Here is a 16,937-nt window from a genome sequence, read left to right as displayed (position 1 = left end):
CTACAGGAGGCCTTATGGCAGCGATACAGGACAAGGTGCGCCCCGGCGACGTGATTTCGTCGGACCTGCTCAACCGCATCATCGGCTTGCTCAACGAACACGACACGCTGCTGGCCGGCAGCGGGCCGTCGGGCAATCTGATCACCGGTTTCGATCCGGCCAGCGAACAGAACGTGGGCAAGAACCTCATCGTACTGGGCGACTTCGATTTCCCCATCGGCAGCAACAATCTCAGCATCGACGGCATCCCGATCGCGCCGGCTTCGTTCCTGCTCGGCAGCAGCGCAAGCCAGTTGGTATTCAACATCCCGATCTCGATCGTGGTGCCGCCATCGGGCAGCAAGTCGGTGGTGGTGCGGGTGGTCAACAGCAAGGGCACCGGCGAGCGGAATTTCCTGCTCAAGCCGCAGATCGCCGCGCCGCCGGACCCGACCGTCAGCGCGATCACCGATCACGGCACCAACACCACGCCGCTGCGTTCGGGCCAGAACGCACGCATCGTCGGACGCAATTTCGCCTCGCCGGCGACCAGCAATCGGGTCCGACTGATCTTCAACGTCGGCCAGACCCAGGTCGCGTTCCCGGCCAATGCCGGCGAGTCGCTGGTGATCGATCCGGTCGCCTCGGTGATCCTGCCGGCATCGCAGGATTCGACCCTGGTGGTGATGTTGCCGCCGATCGGCGCGTCGTTGATTCCCATCGTCGGTCAATCGGCTCCCGGCTTCGTCGAGATCACAGCGCCCGGCGCCAATAACCCGGTCACTCAGGGCGTTCAGGTGCGACGCATGAGCTGAGCGCGCGCAGCCGTATCGATTGTCTTTTCCGATCGTCCGCCACCGAACCGTCCATCCGGGGCCGTTCCACTTCCAGTATCGAGGTCACCATGTCCACATCCACATCCTCCCGTCATGCGAGATGCGAACGGCCCGGTGGCCGCTGGCGTACTTTGCTCAGGCTCGTCGCCGCCAGCGCGCTGCTGAGCGCCTGCGCCGTTGCCAGCGCGGCGGTGTCCGAGGTCAAGATCAAGGTGCCGCAACGGGTCGGCGCGGGCCAACTGCAACTCAGCGCGATGAAGCTGACCTTGCAACTGGACAACTCCTCGCCAGTCGTTGTGACCATCAAAAGCCCCAACGGCACCCGCACTTCTTTGCCAATCAATCTGACAACGAATGCCTTCGACTGCTTCGCGGGCTTGACCTGCACCGCCGATTTCGACGCACCTCCCGGTTTGACTGTTGCAGACGCGGTGACCGTAATCAAACCGCAACAGACTGGCGCCGACCCGGCCTCGGCCGACAATCGCAAAGTGGTGCTGCTAATCCAACTGCTCACCAACGTCGACGAAAGCGCGCCTACCTGCGCCAGCACGATGACCGGGGACGAGGAATGGACCGTCAGCGTTCCGAGCCCACGGATCCAAGGCGTCGCCTTGCAGAGCCTCGACCGCGAGGTTGGCGGCCCGTGCCCGCAGACGCTGTACCGACCGGTGCCGGCCAACGACGGCCCCTTCGCCACCGTGACCGAACCCGCGCCCGAGTTCACCAGCGGACGCACGGGACTGGATGCGGTGCTGGTGCTAGACCGTTCCGGCAGCATGTCCTCGACTGACGGCGGTGCCACCTCGCGGCTGGACAAGCTCAAGACCGCCACCAACCAGTTCGTGGCCATGTGGAACACGCTGCGCAACACCGAATCGATCACCGGCGCGATCCAATCGCCCGAAGACCATATCGGCGTGGTGTTCTTCGATGATTCGCTGCAATGGCTGACCTCCGGTGTCGGCAGCAAGCTGGTGCCGTTTACCGGCTCGACGCCGGCCACATTGTCGGCGGCGCTCAATCCGGTGACCTTGGGAGGCGCGACCTCGATCGGCGATGGCTTGGAAGCGGCCACCGGCGCCGATGCATTGCCGGCCTCCGGCGGTCCCAACCGTCGCGTGGTGCTGTTGATGACCGACGGTGCGCAGAACACGCCGCGCTTCGCCTTCGCCGACGGCGGCCAGATCAAGACCTCGGACGATGCGGGCAACATCACCAATCCCACGCCGCTGCCGAAGCAACCGTTCCAACTGTATTCGGTCACCGTCGGCAACGAGTTCGGTCCCGATGCGCCGATCAACCAGGCCCTGGCCAACATCACCGGCGGCTATTCGCTCAACACCACCCACCCAGCGGCCGAGCTGGACGCGTTCTTCCTTCAGGCACTGCAGAACTTCCATAAGTTCAGCACCGTCGAGACCATGCGGGTCATTCAGGACAAAACCCTCTATACCGCGCCGTTCCAGACTACTTTCCCGGTCACCAGTTCGACCACCCGCCTGGCCTTCAACCTCACCCCGCAACCCGGCCAGCAAGGTGGTGTGCGGCTGGAGCTGACCCCGCCCGGCGGCGGCGCGCCGATGATCTTCGTTGCACCGACTTGGAACACCTCCGGTGCGATCAGCGACGGTTTCCGCCTACCCCTGCCTGGCGGCAACAACGGCTTCGGCGAATGGAAGATGCGGGTGTTGAGCAACAACGACGGCAAGAATCCGGTGCCGTTCAATTTCGTTCTGCTGGGTGACGACGTCACCCTCAACTCCTCGTTGGGCGCGGCCAACGCCGAATACGCGGTTGGCGGCAAGATCAAGCTGACCGCGCAGATCAACGATTTCGGCAAGACGCTCAAGGGCCTCAACAGCCAGGCCGGCGCCATCGTCAAGGCGATCGTGGTCAGTCCGGGCAACAACGTCGGCGACGTTCTGTCGGATTCGGCCGCGCAACCGTCGCCCTCGCCCGCCGGCGACAACGGAACTGCGGCGCAGAATAAACTCGCCGCGATCCTCAGCGCCGACGCCGGGGCACTCAAGCAGAATCAGAACGAAGTGATCCTTCGCGACGACGGCTCGCCGGCCAGCGGCGACGACAAGGCCAACGACGGCATTTACACCGCATCGGTTCCGGCCGAATTCGAAGGTCACTACAACTTCGTGTTCCTGGTGCAAGGCAAATCCGATTCCGGCGGCCAATTCGTGCGCCAGCAGATCCGCACCGTGCATGTCCGCTCGCTGCCCGATCCGGCCAAGACCCAATACACCAGCAACATCGTGACGATCGACGGCGGCAAGGCCGTGGTCATCGTCGCCACCCCGAAGAACGTGCTCGGCGGCAAGATGGGGCCTGGCTGGGCGAACTACTTCTGGTTCAACGTGCAAGGCCAGGCGCCGGTCAAGCCCAAGGACAATCTGGACGGCACCTACACCGTGCAGATTCCTTTTACTGGCGATCCGCCGAAGGTCTCGCTGCACTTCCTGCCCGAACCCATCTATCGCCCGGACGGTTTCGTTCCGCCGGCCGGCACGCTGACGTCCGGCAACAGCATCGGCGACGACATCATCGGCAATGGTCCTGCGGGGCCCGGCCAGCCGTGGTGGAAGCGCTGGTGGTGGTTGATCCTGATCGTGTTGCTGCTGTTGTTCCTGCTGCGGCGCAAGTGAGCACGGCATGCGGCCGGACGCGCATCGCGATCTGAAACAGCTGCGCAGCGTCACGCTGCGCGGCACTGAGCACGATCGCCTGCTCGCCCGGCTGCGGCTGGAACGCGCACTCGATGCGGTCGACTGGACGCCGCGCGGCTTGCCCGCTGGCGCCCTGCTGCTGGTGCGCCGGTTGGTCGCAAGGCGCGGCGCACGCGCAACGCTGGCGCAGACGGTGACCCAGGCGTTGCACGCACATAGCCGCAACGCGCGCCGACCGTGGCTGGACGAACGTGCCGCCGAAGCCGAGGCGGTGTGGTTCGATCGCGGCGAACTCGCTGCTTGCCTGGCCCGCGATGCACTGCGCGGCCGGGTGTCGCAGCGATGGTGGTGGCCCGGCGTGCTCGACGGGCGCGATCCCGATCAATGGCTGCGCGAGCAGGTGCTCGATCATGGCGGGCGCGTGGTGTCGTTGCTGGCGATGCTGTGCGGCCGCGGCGATGCGGTCGCCTGGTTGAGGCGATTGCCGGACCCGGATGCGGTACGTGGTTTGGACGCGCTGGTTCGCGATTATGCGGTGCCCCTGGTGGAGCGCCCGATGCGGCATCCGCGTTTGCCCGACCTCGACGATCGCAACATCGGTGTCGCCCCGGGGACGCGTGAGGCGAGCATCACCGCGGCTGCGTCAACAGCGAAGGCATCGACGAATGCCGCGGCGCACTCCGCGCAGGCTTCCGATTCGACCTTGGCGCCATCGCGCGCCGTCGCGCGCCTGCTTGCCGCCGCTCCCGAGTTGCTTACCGCCCGCTTGCGTTCACCGGCGCAACGGCTGCTCGCCCATGCGCGCATGGCGATGCACGATCCGAACTGGCTGCGCAGCCAAGAGTTCGTCGGCACCTTGCACCGTTGGATCGATTCCCAGGCTGCCATCGACGACGAGCCCGTTGAAGCCGACCGGATCGAACCTGAGACCGACACCGTTCGTCGCACGCGCTCAAGCGCCGCACCGCCGGTGCGCATCGCCGATTCGAACGAAGTGCTCGTATCCGGCCCATCCCATAAGCGTCAAGCAGCCGCGCAGGATCAAAAACAACCCCCGTCGTCGTTCGATGTTTCGTCCGGCGCGCTTGCAACCGCAACCGAACCAAGCCGCTCGGCGATACCTGCAAAGGTCGATCCCCCCGTCACCGCGAAAGACCATAACGCGCAAGCCAGCATCGAACCGAACGCCGCCGACTACGCCGCGAACACGGACGCTGCCCAGGCCGAGAACCTCCCCTCGCCCATCGTCGACCCGGCCGCGGAACCGGACACGGAACTCGACGAGTCACCAGCGCCCTCGTCCGACGCCGCCGGCAACGAATACACCGCACGCAGCGTCGACACCGACTTCGGCGGATTGTTGTATCTGCTCAACGTCGCCCTGGCACTGGACCTGTACGGCGACTTCACCTCACCACGCACACCGGGAATTCCGCTCTCGCCTTGGGACTGGCTGGCGATGATCGGACGCGCCTGGTTCGGCGCTTCGTTCCGGAGCGATCCGTTGGACGTCGTGTTGGCGGAATTGGCTGGCCGCAGTGCAAATCGACGACCCGGTTCCGATTTCGATCCCGGCGGCGACTGGTCCATGCCGGACGCGTGGCTGCGCCCGTGGGGTGGGATCGATCGCCTCGGCCATCACGCCGACACGGCCCGCCTACGCATCTGGCACCCGCGCGGTTTCGTCGTATTCGACCAGCCGCGCGATCGCGACCTGTCCCCCGCCATTCAAGCCGCGACCCTGTGCGCCACACGCGAGCACCTGCGCGGCGCCACGCTGCAACGCATCGCCCGTTTGCCATCGCGAACCCGTTCGCGCCAGACGGCCCAAGCCTGGCTCGATCGCCTGCTGCCTTACCTGCGTGTACGCATCGCGCTCGCACTCGGCCTGGAGGCACGCGACGCCGATCTTCCCGCGCAGGTCTGTCGCCACCGCGCGCGGGTGCGGTGCGATCTCACCCACGTCGACGTGCATCTGTCGCTGGCGAACCTGCCGCTGTCGCTGCGCATCGCTGGGCTGGATCGCGATCCGGGCTGGATTCCCGCGGCCGGACGCAGCGTCCGCTTCCATTTCGACGCCGCCGGTTTCGACAGCATCGGTCCCGGCCACATCGACCGCGCCGGAGACCGCGCATGAACGCCCTGCCCGCCGCATCCGCCGATGTCTTCGCCGACCGTCCCTGTCGCGCCGAGCAACATCTCAAACTCGCCCTGTACGCGGTGATCGCGACCTTGATCGAAGCCTGCGCCGAGGATGTCGACGCGGCGATACAACTGCATCCATTCCTGGCCGACTACGTCGAGGAAATCGAAAGCACCCTGGGCCATCTCGATGCACCCGCGCTGCACTGGCGCGCGGCGCTGAGCGCCTGGGAGCAAACCGCGCGCGACCGACAAGCGCCCCTGCCGCTGCTCGCCCTGCAACGCGCCGGCCTGGGCGCGCTGGACCTGGAACTGCTGCTCGCGGTCGGCCTGATCGAGGAAGACCCGCGCTTCGGCGCGCTGTTCGAACACGCCCATCGCGAACAGGCGCAGGACCGGCACGGCGGATTCGACACCGGCCTGCGCCGCGACGGCCGCCCCAGCTTCGGCCTGTTGATGGCGTGGTGGCGCGATCACGATGGCGGCGACAGCGTCGATCCGGTGCGGCGTTCGCTGCACCGACTGATCGAACTGGGCCTGCTGCAACTGCTCAACCACGACGCGCCGCGACCGGACTGGACGCCGACGGTGCATCTCGCCGTCTGGGACGGATTGCGCGGCGAACTCACCGCCACGCGCTGGCTGCGGCATTGTCCGCACGCGCAATTGCCGCGACTGCACGACTACATCGCTCCCAACGAAGAACTGCACTGCGAAATGCTTTTGCAGGCGCTGCGCAACGAGGCGGCGGCGCCGACCCTGCTGATCCGCGGCGCGGTCCGCAACGGCCGCAAGACCCTGGCCGGCGTGCTCGCGCAGGCGCTCGGCAAGGACCTGCTGTGGGCCGACGCGAGCGTGTTCGAAGACGAAACCCGCTGGCGTCTGTTCGGCGTGCTGGCGGCGATGCTCGACGCAGTGCCGGCGATCGAAGCCGATTCGGTACCGGGCGAAACCCGGCAACTGGCGGCCTTGCCCTTGGTCGATGCGCCCTTGCTGGTGGTCACCAATCGTCAAGGCGCCTGGTCCTGCGCCGGCAACCGGCCGGTGCTGGATGTCGAGCTGCCGTTGCCCGGCCCGAGCCAGCGTCTGGCGCATTGGCGCGTCTGCCTGCCGCAGGCGTCGGCGCAAAGCCTGAGCGAACTGGCCGGATGGCGGCGCCTGTCGAGCGGCCATCTGCGCCAGGTCGCGGCCAGCGCGAATGCGTTCGCGCAACTCGCGCAGCGCGAGCAACCGCTGCGCGAGGACTTGCGTCGCGCTTGTCGCGGCTTGCCGACCGCGCGTCTGGACACGCTGGCGACGCGATTGCCGGCCGAGGGCTCGCTGAGCGAACTGATCGTCGACGACATCACCCGCGACGAGATCGACGCTTTGGTCACCCGCTGCCAATGGCGCGAACCGCTGGCCGGCGCCTCGGCCACGGTCGCACTGGGCGGGGTCGGCGTGCGCGCCTTGTTCGCCGGACCCAGCGGCACCGGCAAGACCCTGGCCGCGCGCATGCTCGCGGTCGAACTGGGCAAGGACGTGTATCGCATCGACCTGGCCTCGGCGGTCAACAAATACCTGGGCGAAACCGAGAAGAACCTCGATCGCGCGCTCAGCGCCGCCGAGGAACTCGACGTGGTGCTGCTGCTCGACGAAGGCGACGCGCTGATGGCCAACCGCACCGACGTCGGCTCCTCGCACGACCGCTACGCCAATCTGGAAACCAATTTCCTGCTGCAGCGGATCGAATCGTTCGAAGGCATCCTGGTGGTCACCAGCAACGCCGCCGACCGCATCGACCGCGCCTTCGCCCGGCGCATGGACGTGGTGATCAACTTCCGCGCGCCCGATGCGTGGCGGCGCTACGAGATCGTGCGCCTGCACCTGGGCGACAGCGACTGCGACGAAGCCTGGCTGCAGGACGCGGCCAGCCGCTGCGCGCTCAGCGGCGGCCAGTGGCGCAACGTGGTCGTGCATGCGCGCTTGCTGGCCCTGCGCAGCGGCGGGCAAGTCGGCACATCGCACCTCCAGGCGGCGCTCACACGCGAGTACCGCAAGATCGGCGGCAACTGCCCGATGCGCGTGGCCGAACGCGAGCCGCGTCCGGTCGCATCCTCGCTCACACGCTCGACAACACCTTCGACTTCGGGCGCCTGACCCATGGCCGTCGCGCGCATCGCCAGGCGGGCCGATCCGCGTTCCGATCCGCGCTATCAACGCGTGGTGTCCAAGCTCGACGCCGACAGCCGCCGGCTCAAGCAGCATCCGCCGCCGTCGCGCAAGTCCGACGAATCGGCCAAGGCCGCCAAGGGCCCGGCCAACGAAAAGGCCGCCGGCGCGCGCGCCAAGCAGGTCGACAAGCTCGAACAAAGCGACACGCCCAAGCCGCAGACCGCCAGTTTCCTGTCGATGCTGCGCGCGGAAATCGAAAAGGTGATGCCCAAGACCCTGGGCGACACCGAGAAATTCATGAAGGGCGGCTCGGGCAACGAGATCAAGGGCTCGCTCAAGGGCGAAGTCGGCAATCAGAAACAGGCCGCGACCGGCGACCTCAAGCAGAACTCCAACGCGGCGCCATCGGAAGCCGGCGTCGCCGCCAAACCGGTCACCCCGATTCCGCCCGAGCCCGGCGCACCCGCGCCGCAGGTCGACGCCGCCGCGGCGATGCCCGCGCCCAAACCGGCCGCGGAGGTCTCGCTGGAAGACAGCAAGACCGAAGTCGCCGACGCCAAGAAAGCGACCAAGCAGACCGAAACCCGTCTGACCAACGCCAACGACCCGCGGTTCTCGGCAGTGATGAGCGCGGAAAAGGCCGTGCACAAACAAGCCGACGCCGGCCCTGCGCAATACCGCGGCAGCGAAGCGGCGACGCTCGGCAAGGCCGGCGCGCAGGCCAAGGGCGTCGCCGGCAAGGGCGTGAGCAGCCTGCTCGCGACCAAGGGCGGCAGCAAGGCCAAGGTCGCATCCAAGCAGGAACAACAAAAGGCGCGCGAAGAGCTGGAACTGAGCAAGTTCACCAACTTCGTCGTCGCCACCTTCAACACCGCCAAGGCGACGGTCGACAAACGCCTGGAGACCCTGGACACCACCGTCAACGCGATGTTCGATCAGGGCACCGACGCGGCCTTGAACAGCATGAAGAGCTATGTCGAGGACGCGCTGTTCAAGTACAAGCTCGAGCGCTACCTGCTGATGCCCGGCGGCTCGCTGCTGTGGATCAAGGACCAGATCCTCGACCTGCCGCCGGAGGTCAACCGCTTCTACGAGACCGGACGCAAGCTGTTCACCTCGGCGATGGACGCGCTGGCGGTCAAGGTCGCCAACCTGGTCGAACGCGAACTGGCCGCGGCCAAGAACGATGTCGCCCAGGCCCAGGGCAAGATCGCCGCCGCCCAGGCCGCGCTGTCGCCGGCGGTGCGCGCGCGCGGCGCCCAGCTCACCGCGGAGTACGCCGACAAGTTCGGCGAACTCAAGTCCGGGATCGACGACAAGAAACAACAGCTCGCCGAAGGCCTCGCGCAGAAATACAAGGAAGCCTTCGACAAGGCCGACGAAGCGCTCAAGGCGATCCAGGACGCCAACAAGGGACTGGTCACCCAGGCCAAGGAAAAGATCGCCGAAGTCGCCAAGGCCTTGATGGAATTCAAGGACCGGCTGATGGGCATCCTGCGCAAGGGCCAGGAGACCATCGATCTCATCCTCGACAACCCCGGCGGCTTCCTGTCCAACCTGATCGCCGCGGTCAAGGGCGGCTTCTCGGCCTTCGTCGGCAACATCTGGGGCCATCTCAAGAAAGGCTTCATGAAGTGGCTGTTCGGCGCGCTCAGCAGCGCCGGCATCGAGATCCCCGGCGACCTGTCGCTGGTCTCGATCCTCAAGCTGGTGCTCGGCGTGCTCGGCATCACCTACGACCGCATGCGCGCCAAGGCGGTGAAGCTGCTCGGCCCGACCGCGGTGACGGTGATCGAGAAACTGGTCGGTTACCTGCAGACCCTGATCGGCGGCGGCCCGGCCGCGCTGTGGGAACAGGTCAAGGGCGATCTGTCGAGCCTGAAGGACATGGTGATCGGCGCGATCCAGGACTGGATCGTCACCACCATCGTGCAGAAGGCGGTAGCCAAGGTCGTGTCGATGTTCAACCCGGCCGGGGCGATCATCCAGGCGATCATGATGATCATCAACGTGGTGATGTTCGTGATCGAACGCGCCGCGCAGATCATGGAATTCGTCGAGTCGGTGATCAACTCGATCCATGCCATCGCCACCGGTTCGATCGGCGGCGCGATCAGCAAGGTCGAACAGGCGCTGGGCAACGCGGTACCGATCCTGATCGGCTTCCTGGCCGCGCTGATCGGCCTGGGCGGCATCAGCGCCAAGATCAAGGGCTTCATCACCAAGGTCCAGGCCAAGGTCGATCAGGCGATCGACAAGGTGCTCAAGAAGGCCGCCGATTTCGTCAAGAAGCTGTTCGGCAAGTTGACCGGGAAGAAAGGCGAGCCGCCCGCGGAAGGCAGTGAAGAGCACAAGAAGGCGGTGGCCGCCGCGCTGGCCATGCTCGACAGCGAAACCCAGGCGCGCAGCAAGAAGCAGCGCATCGAGAAGAAGGAAGCGCAACAGGTCGCGGCCAAGGTCAAAGGTGCCCACAAGATCCTCAAATCGCTCACCGTCATCGACGGCAAGGACAACTGGGACTACGAATACGTCGCCAGCCCGCCGAAGAAGTACAAAGGCGCGCACAAGGGCTCGGGCGTTCTCAAGATCGTCAAGGTCAGCGTCAAGGACCCCAACACCAAGAGCCTGCTGGCCAAGGCCAAGGCGGCTGTGGTCAATCGCGGCGCGGCTTGGGCCAGCGCGGCCAAATTGCTGGTCGACAAACTGCTGCGGCCAAAGATCGAGAACCGGGTCGGCACGCCGATCGAGCCACGCGACCAATACAGCGGCAAGGATTCGGCGCAGTACCTGGCGCGATTGAACTACGAGAAGAACCTCAGCGCCGCCGCCAATCCGTTCAGCAACCGGCCCGACGCGACCGCCGAGATCATGACCCCGACAGGCACCCCGAAAGCGGTGGCCCAGGTGATCGTGTTCGAGTTCACCGTGGTCGAGGATTTCTATGCCACCGATGCGCAAGGCAAGCCGGACAAATTCGCCTTGCACAAGATCACCCAGTACTTCACTACGGTGTCCAACCTGATCAGCAAGTACGGACCGGATACGCCGATCACTTACTACTTCGTGGCGCCGCGCGAACCCACCGACGACACCAAGGACTACATCGTCGGCGTGCTGAGGGACAAGGGTGCGAAGAATGTAAAAGTCGTCTGGATCGTCAGTTGATGGACGCGAACCGGCAGTCGACCATATCCTCCATTGACGGCCTGCGGGCCTTCAAGGACAGGCACGAGGGTGTCAGCGCCGTGGTCTGCGGCTGCGGCCCCTCGCTGCTGGAACTGCCGCGCCCGCACGAGCTGCTGACCATCGGCGTCAACGACGTCGGCCGCCTGTTCGACCCGACCTATCTGGTCGTGCTCAACCCGCGCCAGCAGTTCAAGGGCGATCGCTACGCCTTCGTCGAGCGTTCCAATGCGCAGGTGCTGTTCACCCAGCTCGAACTGGGCGCGGTGCGGCCGCCGGTGGTGCGATTCCGCCTGGGCCAGTACGGCGGCGTCGACGCCGAGGCCGACGGCGCGCTGCATTACAGCCAGAACTCGCCGTATGTCGCGGTGCGCCTGGCCGCGCTGATGGGCGCGCGCCGGATCGGCCTGATCGGGGTGGATTTCACCGACGATCATTTCTTCGCCATGACCGGGCGGCATTCGCTGGCCGGCCGCTTGAAGGAAATCGATGCGCAATACGGCCGGTTGGGCGCGGCGTTGCGGCGCGGCGGCATCGAGTTGATCAACCTCAGTTCGATCAGCCGGCTCACCGCGCTGCCGCGCGGGCGTATCGACGACGCGGGCTGGTACGAACGCCCCGCACCGACGGCCTCGGCCGCCCACGTCGCCGCATCGACCGAGCCCGTCGCCCTCCCCGCACCCGCCCGCATCGCGCAGGCCCGGAGCCCCAGCATGAAAGTCGCGATCGAAAAACGTTCCGCCGGCCTGGTCGGCGATCTGCTCGACACCCTCGCCCGCTCGGCCGCCGAACTGGGCCACACCGTCGTGCGCGATCCGCGCGGCTGCGCGCGCAATCCGCGCGTACTGTCGATCGTCTGGAACGGCCGCGGTTACAGCACCGCCGGCCCGACCCTGTATTGCGAACACGGCTGGCTGCCGCGCTGGGATTATCAGATCAGTCCTCGCGGCATCAACGCCGACTCGCATGCCGCGCCGTTCGCGTGGGACGGCCAGCCGCTCGATGCCGAACGCGATGCGCAGCTCGAACGTCGCCTGAACGCGATCAAGTCGACCGCGTTCAGCGGCTACTACCAATACATGCAGGCCACCGGCCCGGCCGCGAGCAACCTGCCGGCGCAGTTCCTGCTGGTGCCGCTGCAGATCGAGTCCGACACCAACATCGTCCGCCATGCGCCGGCGCGGCTGCGCACGATGCAGGCCTTGATCGATCACGTCTCGCGCCTGGACCCGCCGTGGCCGGTGATCTTCAAGCAGCATCCGGCCGACGCGCGCACCGGCAATCGCCATCTGCGCCTGCAATTGCGTCGCAAACACGACCTGCTGTGGCCGCAGACGCGCGGCAACATCCACGAGATGCTGCGCGGCGGCGCATGCCGCGGCATTCTCACCCTCAACAGCAATGTCGCCCACGATGGCTTGCTGTGGGACGTGCCGGCGATCGTGCTGGGTCGCAACGTCTGGCCCAGCCGCGGTGCGAACTCGCCGCTTCTGACCGAGCCGTTCCTGAGCGAAGCGCCGCGCGATTGGTCGCAGTTGCAGGCCAGCGTCGACGAGCCGCAGGCGCGCGCCTGCCGTCGCGCGTATGCGCAGCATCTGATCGCGCATCAGGTCAGTCTGGCCGAAGCGGCCGATCCGCAACGCGTCGCCGGCCTGCTGGAACTGGCGCTGCGCGAACGGCCGATGCCGCGCACCGGTTCGGTGATCGTGCGGCCGCCGCCGCGCGCGATCGCGACCCGCACCGCCAAGCCGCAACCGCCCGCGCTGCCGGTGATCAACGTGGTCGCCGAACACAAGGGCTGGCTGTTCGAACATTGGAAACAGGCGCTGGCGGCGACGCCGCTACCGGGCCATCGGGTCGCGCCGAGCGAACGTCCCCTGGCCCAGGCCGATGCCTGGATCTTCCTGCGCGCGAGCGAATCCGGCCGCGCGCCCGATCCGATGCGCAGCCTGGTGCAGTTGCACGATCTGGGCGGCGCGGAGTTGTACCGATCCGGCGGCGTGCGCGCCGACGTGGCGCGCTGCGGCGGCCTGATGCTGGCGCACGCGGATCAGCAGCAGGTGCTCGAACAGGCCGGCATCGATCTGTCGCGGCGACGCTGGCTCATGCAGCCGGTCGGCTGGAGCGATGGCGCGCAGCTGTCGATCGGTCGTGACGGACCGGCCCAGATCGGTTGGGTCGGCCGACCCGGCAAGCGGTCGCTCAATGCCGCGCCGGACAGCGACCCCAGCGGCCTGAGCGAATTCATCGCCGCGGTGAAACTCGCGCGCCAGCCGCTGCGGGTGGTGCTGGCCGGCGAGCGGCTCGACGCGGCCGCGCGCGAACTCAAGCGCGCCGGCATCGACTGCATGCTGTGGCCGATGTCGCGCTATCCCCTGGCGCGCTGCGCGCAATGGATCGCGCGCCTGGACGCGGTGGTCGTCAACGGCCGCACCGATTGCAGCCCGTGGCCGCTGTTCGACGCGCTGCGCGCCGGTGTGCCGGTGATCGCGCCGCATGTGGGCTGGGCGCCGCAGTTGCTCGCCGACGGCGAACGCGGCCGGCTGGTCGACGATGTCGCCGCGATGGCGCGGGCGATCGATGACCTCCTCGTGCAGCGCGAAACATGGCAGCAACGCCGCCGACAGCTGCCGCCGCAATGCCCGCAGTTCGGCATGCGTGCCTGGCTGGATGCGAACCTGCGCCTGGCCGCTGAACTCGCGCAGGGCCAGGCCGGGGACAGACGGCGGGCGGTCGCATGAAATCGCTGGCCCGCCCCACGCGCGCCCGGCGGCTGGCGCACGTCGCCGCCAAACCGCCGGCGCCGCCGTGGCTCGGCGATCAGGCGCTGTCGTTGCTGCTGCGCGACTACGCCTTCGACAGCGTGCTCGACGTGGGCTGCGGCAACGGCCGTCAAGCCGAGCACCTGCGCGCCCACGGCAAACACGTCACCACGATCTCGTTCGAAGCCTACGGTGGCTTCGCGCCGGATTTCGTCGGCGATTTCGACGACTACGCCAGCGAGCGACGCTTCGATGTGGTGTGGTGCTCGCACGCGCTGGAGCACCAGCCCAACGTCGGCCGCTTCCTGCAACGGTTGCTGCACTTCGCCAAGCCCGACGGATGGCTCGCGATCACCGTGCCGCCGGCGCGGCCGCGCATCGTCGGCGGGCATCTGACCCTGTGGAACGCCGGATTGCTGCTGTACAACCTGATCGTCGCCGGCGTCGACTGCCGCGACGCGCGGCTCAAGACCTACGGCTACAACCTGTCGGTGATCGTGCCGGCGCGGCGCGCGCAGTTGCCGGCGCTGCGTCACGATGCCGGCGACATCGAACGGCTCGCGGCGTTCTTCCCCATGCCGGTGCGGCAAGGCTTCGACGGACGGATCGAACAGATCGGCTGGGATCGGGCGCCATTGCGCTGACGGTCGCGTCTCGCGGCGCATCGCGTCGCCCAACACCGCCGCCGATCACGCAATCGGCCATTGAATACGATTGCAGCGCTCCATGGTGCGCTGCGGCTACGCCGTAGAGTCGATCGCGCGCCACGCCGGGCGCGCAGCGGAACTCAGTGCGATGCACACTGCCAAACACGCATGGATCATGGCCGCCGGATGGATGCTCGCATCGCTGCTGGGTCTGCACGCGGGCGCGGCGCAGGCCGCCATCGACAGCCAGCAACTGGGCGCGCGCTACGACGCGGGCCAGGCCAATCTCGACTTCCGCGTGTATTCCTCGCGCGCCACCCGGATCGAAGTGTGGCTGTACAAGACGCCATCGGGCGCGCAGGAAGTCGCCAAGCTGGTGATGACCAAGGACGCGGCCAGCCAGGTGTGGTCGAAGTCGGTCGCGGTGACGACGATCAAGAACAGCTACGGCATCACCGGCACGGTCTACTACGGCTATCGCGCCTGGGGGCCTAACTGGCCGTACAACGCGGCCTGGACCAAGGGCAGCGGCAGCGGTTTCGTCAGCGATGTCGACAGCGCCGGCAACCGCTTCAATCCGAACAAACTGCTGATCGACCCATATGCGCGCGAGATCAGCCAGGACCCGAACACCGCCGCCTGCACCGACGGCACCATCTACGCCAGCGGCGCGACCCATCGCAACAAGGACAGCGGCGCCTGCGCGAGCAAGAGCGTGGCCTTGCTGGCCGACACCACGTCGTTCGGCAGCAAGCCTACGCGCGCGCTCAAGGACGAGGTGATCTACGAAGTGCATGTGCGCGGCCTGACCCGCAACGACGCCAGCGTGCCCGCCGCCGAACGCGGCACCTACCTCGGCGCCGCGCGCAAGGCCGCGGCGCTGGCCGCGCTCGGCGTGACCGCGGTGGAATTCCTGCCGGTGCAGGAAACCCAGAACGACCAGAACGATGTCGATCCCAACTCGACCACGGACGACAATTACTGGGGCTACATGACCCTGAACTATTTTGCGCCCGATCGCCGCTACGCCTTCGACAAGAGCGTCGGCGGCCCGACCCGCGAATGGAAGGCGATGGTCAAGGCGTTCCACGACGCCGGCATCAAGGTCTATATCGACGTGGTCTACAACCACACCGGCGAAGGCGGCGCCTGGGGCGGAACCGACGGCCTGACCGTGTACAACCTGCTGTCGTTCCGCGGTCTCGACAATCCGGCGTATTACTCGCTCAGCAGTGATTTCCAGCATCCGTGGGACAACACCGGCGTCGGCGGCAACTACAACACCCGCCATCCGATCGCGCAGAACCTGATCGTCGATTCGCTGGCCTACTGGCGCGATACGCTCGGCGTGGACGGTTTCCGTTTCGATCTGGCCTCGGTGCTCGGCAACAGCTGCCAGCACGGCTGTTTCAACTTCGACAAGACCGACAGCGGCAACGCGCTCAATCGCATCAGCGCCGAACTGCCGCCGCGCGCGGCCGGCGGCGGCGCCGGCATCGACCTGATCGCCGAGCCGTGGGCGATCGGCGGCAATTCGTATCAGGTCGGCAATTTCCCAGCCGGCTGGGCCGAGTGGAACGGCTTGTACCGCGACGCGCTGCGCAAGAAGCAGAACAAGCTCGGGGTCGAAGTGGTCACGCCCGGCACGCTGGCCTCGCGTTTTTCCGGTTCCAGCGATCTGTACGGCGACGATGGCCGCAAGCCCTGGCATTCGATCAACTTCATGGTCGCCCACGACGGCTTCACCTTGAACGATCTGTATGCCTACGACAGCAAGCAGAACAACCAGCCCTGGCCGTACGGCCCGTCCGACGGCGGCGAAGACCACAACCTCAGCTGGAACCAGGGCGGCGTGGTCGCCGAACAGCGCAAGGCCGCGCGCACCGGGCTGGCCTTCGTGATGCTCAGCGCCGGCGTGCCGATGATGACCGGCGGCGACGAAGCGCTGCGCACTCAGTTCGGCAACAACAACACCTACAACCTGGACTCGGCGGCGAACTGGCTGTACTGGACGCGCAGCAGCATCGAGGCCGACCACGAAACCTACACCAAGCGCATGATCGCGTTCCGCAAGGCGCATCCGGCGCTGCGTCCGGCCGGGTTCTATTCCGGCGTGGACAACAACGGCAACGTCATGGAGCAGCTGCGCTGGTTCAAGCCCGACGGCGCGCAGGCCGACAGCGCGTATTTCAACGGCAGCGATAATCATGCGCTGGCGTGGCGCATCGACGGCAGCGAGTTCGGCGACAGCGCGAGCGCGATCTATGTCGCCTACAACGGCTGGTCGGGCCCGGTGAATTTCGTCCTGCCGTGGGCGGGCAACGGCAAGCAGTGGTATCGGGTGACGGATACGGCGACGTGGAACGAGGGTCCGAATACGGTGGCCTTGCCGGGCAGCGAGACGTTGATCGGCGGGGAGAATACGACGTATGGGATGCAGGGGCGGTCGGTGTTGGTGTTGGTTGCCAAGGGCGGGGGTATTGGGTTGGCGTTAGGGGTTAGGAGGTAGGAGTTAGGGGTTAGGAGTTAGGAGTTAGGGGTTGGAGGTTGGAG

At 66.8% G+C, this 16,937-nt stretch carries 9 protein-coding genes; 8 read left to right on the top strand and 1 reads right to left on the bottom strand.

Annotated elements, in window-relative coordinates; all coding sequences use genetic code 11:
• Positions 1-14: 14 nt before the first annotated feature.
• Positions 15-794, top strand: a complete 780-nt coding sequence (locus KME82_RS12445; protein ID WP_215498785.1) for a hypothetical protein — start codon at positions 15-17, stop codon at positions 792-794.
• Positions 795-906: 112 nt separating this feature from the next.
• Here the strand turns inward: KME82_RS12445 and KME82_RS12440 are convergent, their stop codons facing one another.
• The gene (locus KME82_RS12440) at positions 907-1,203 is read right to left on the bottom strand and encodes a hypothetical protein (protein WP_215498784.1); all 297 of its coding nucleotides are present in this window, start codon (positions 1,201-1,203) and stop codon (positions 907-909) included.
• Positions 1,204-1,246: 43 nt separating this feature from the next.
• On the opposite strand from KME82_RS12440, the gene KME82_RS12435 reads away from it, so the two are divergent.
• The 7 genes from KME82_RS12435 to KME82_RS12405 all read left to right on the top strand — a co-directional run bounded on the left by KME82_RS12435 (position 1,247) and on the right by KME82_RS12405 (position 16,893).
• Positions 1,247-3,475, top strand: coding sequence for a vWA domain-containing protein (locus KME82_RS12435; RefSeq protein ID WP_215498783.1), 2,229 nt, complete (start codon positions 1,247-1,249; stop codon positions 3,473-3,475).
• A gap of 7 nt (positions 3,476-3,482) precedes the next feature.
• Positions 3,483-5,633 (top strand): hypothetical protein, encoded by a 2,151-nt coding sequence (locus KME82_RS12430; RefSeq protein ID WP_215498782.1) that lies wholly within the window; start codon positions 3,483-3,485, stop codon positions 5,631-5,633.
• Complete coding sequence (locus KME82_RS12425; protein WP_215498781.1) at positions 5,630-7,777, top strand: ATP-binding protein; 2,148 nt, start codon at positions 5,630-5,632, stop codon at positions 7,775-7,777. Before KME82_RS12430 ends, KME82_RS12425 begins: the two co-directional genes overlap by 4 nt.
• A 3-nt stretch (positions 7,778-7,780) precedes the next feature.
• A complete protein-coding gene (locus KME82_RS12420) occupies positions 7,781-10,957 on the top strand; it encodes a phage tail protein (RefSeq protein ID WP_215498780.1) in 3,177 nt (1,058 codons plus the stop codon).
• On the top strand, positions 10,957-13,716 hold the full coding sequence (locus KME82_RS12415) for a glycosyltransferase (protein WP_215498779.1): 2,760 nt from the start codon (positions 10,957-10,959) through the stop codon (positions 13,714-13,716). The genes KME82_RS12420 and KME82_RS12415 overlap by 1 nt, the downstream gene beginning before the upstream one ends.
• On the top strand, positions 13,713-14,381 hold the full coding sequence (locus KME82_RS12410; RefSeq protein ID WP_215498778.1) for a class I SAM-dependent methyltransferase: 669 nt from the start codon (positions 13,713-13,715) through the stop codon (positions 14,379-14,381). Before KME82_RS12415 ends, KME82_RS12410 begins: the two co-directional genes overlap by 4 nt.
• Positions 14,382-14,532: 151 nt before the next feature.
• Positions 14,533-16,893: an isoamylase gene (locus tag KME82_RS12405; RefSeq protein WP_215498777.1), complete on the top strand. Its 2,361-nt coding sequence runs from the start codon at positions 14,533-14,535 to the stop codon at positions 16,891-16,893.
• The last annotated feature ends 44 nt before the right edge of the window (positions 16,894-16,937 follow it).

This window comes from Lysobacter capsici, from assembly GCF_018732085.1.
GTDB lineage: Bacteria > Pseudomonadota > Gammaproteobacteria > Xanthomonadales > Xanthomonadaceae > Lysobacter > Lysobacter capsici_A.
This window is presented reverse-complemented; position numbering and strand designations above follow the sequence as displayed.

Coding starts and splice junctions, on each gene's coding strand:
- KME82_RS12415 (WP_215498779.1), top strand. CDS start 10,957: ATGGACGCGAACCGGCAGTCGACCATATCCTCCATTGACGGCCTGCGG.
- KME82_RS12405 (WP_215498777.1), top strand. CDS start 14,533: ATGCACACTGCCAAACACGCATGGATCATGGCCGCCGGATGGATGCTC.
- KME82_RS12410 (WP_215498778.1), top strand. CDS start 13,713: ATGAAATCGCTGGCCCGCCCCACGCGCGCCCGGCGGCTGGCGCACGTC.
- KME82_RS12445 (WP_215498785.1), top strand. CDS start 15: ATGGCAGCGATACAGGACAAGGTGCGCCCCGGCGACGTGATTTCGTCG.
- KME82_RS12430 (WP_215498782.1), top strand. CDS start 3,483: ATGCGGCCGGACGCGCATCGCGATCTGAAACAGCTGCGCAGCGTCACG.
- KME82_RS12420 (WP_215498780.1), top strand. CDS start 7,781: ATGGCCGTCGCGCGCATCGCCAGGCGGGCCGATCCGCGTTCCGATCCG.
- KME82_RS12425 (WP_215498781.1), top strand. CDS start 5,630: ATGAACGCCCTGCCCGCCGCATCCGCCGATGTCTTCGCCGACCGTCCC.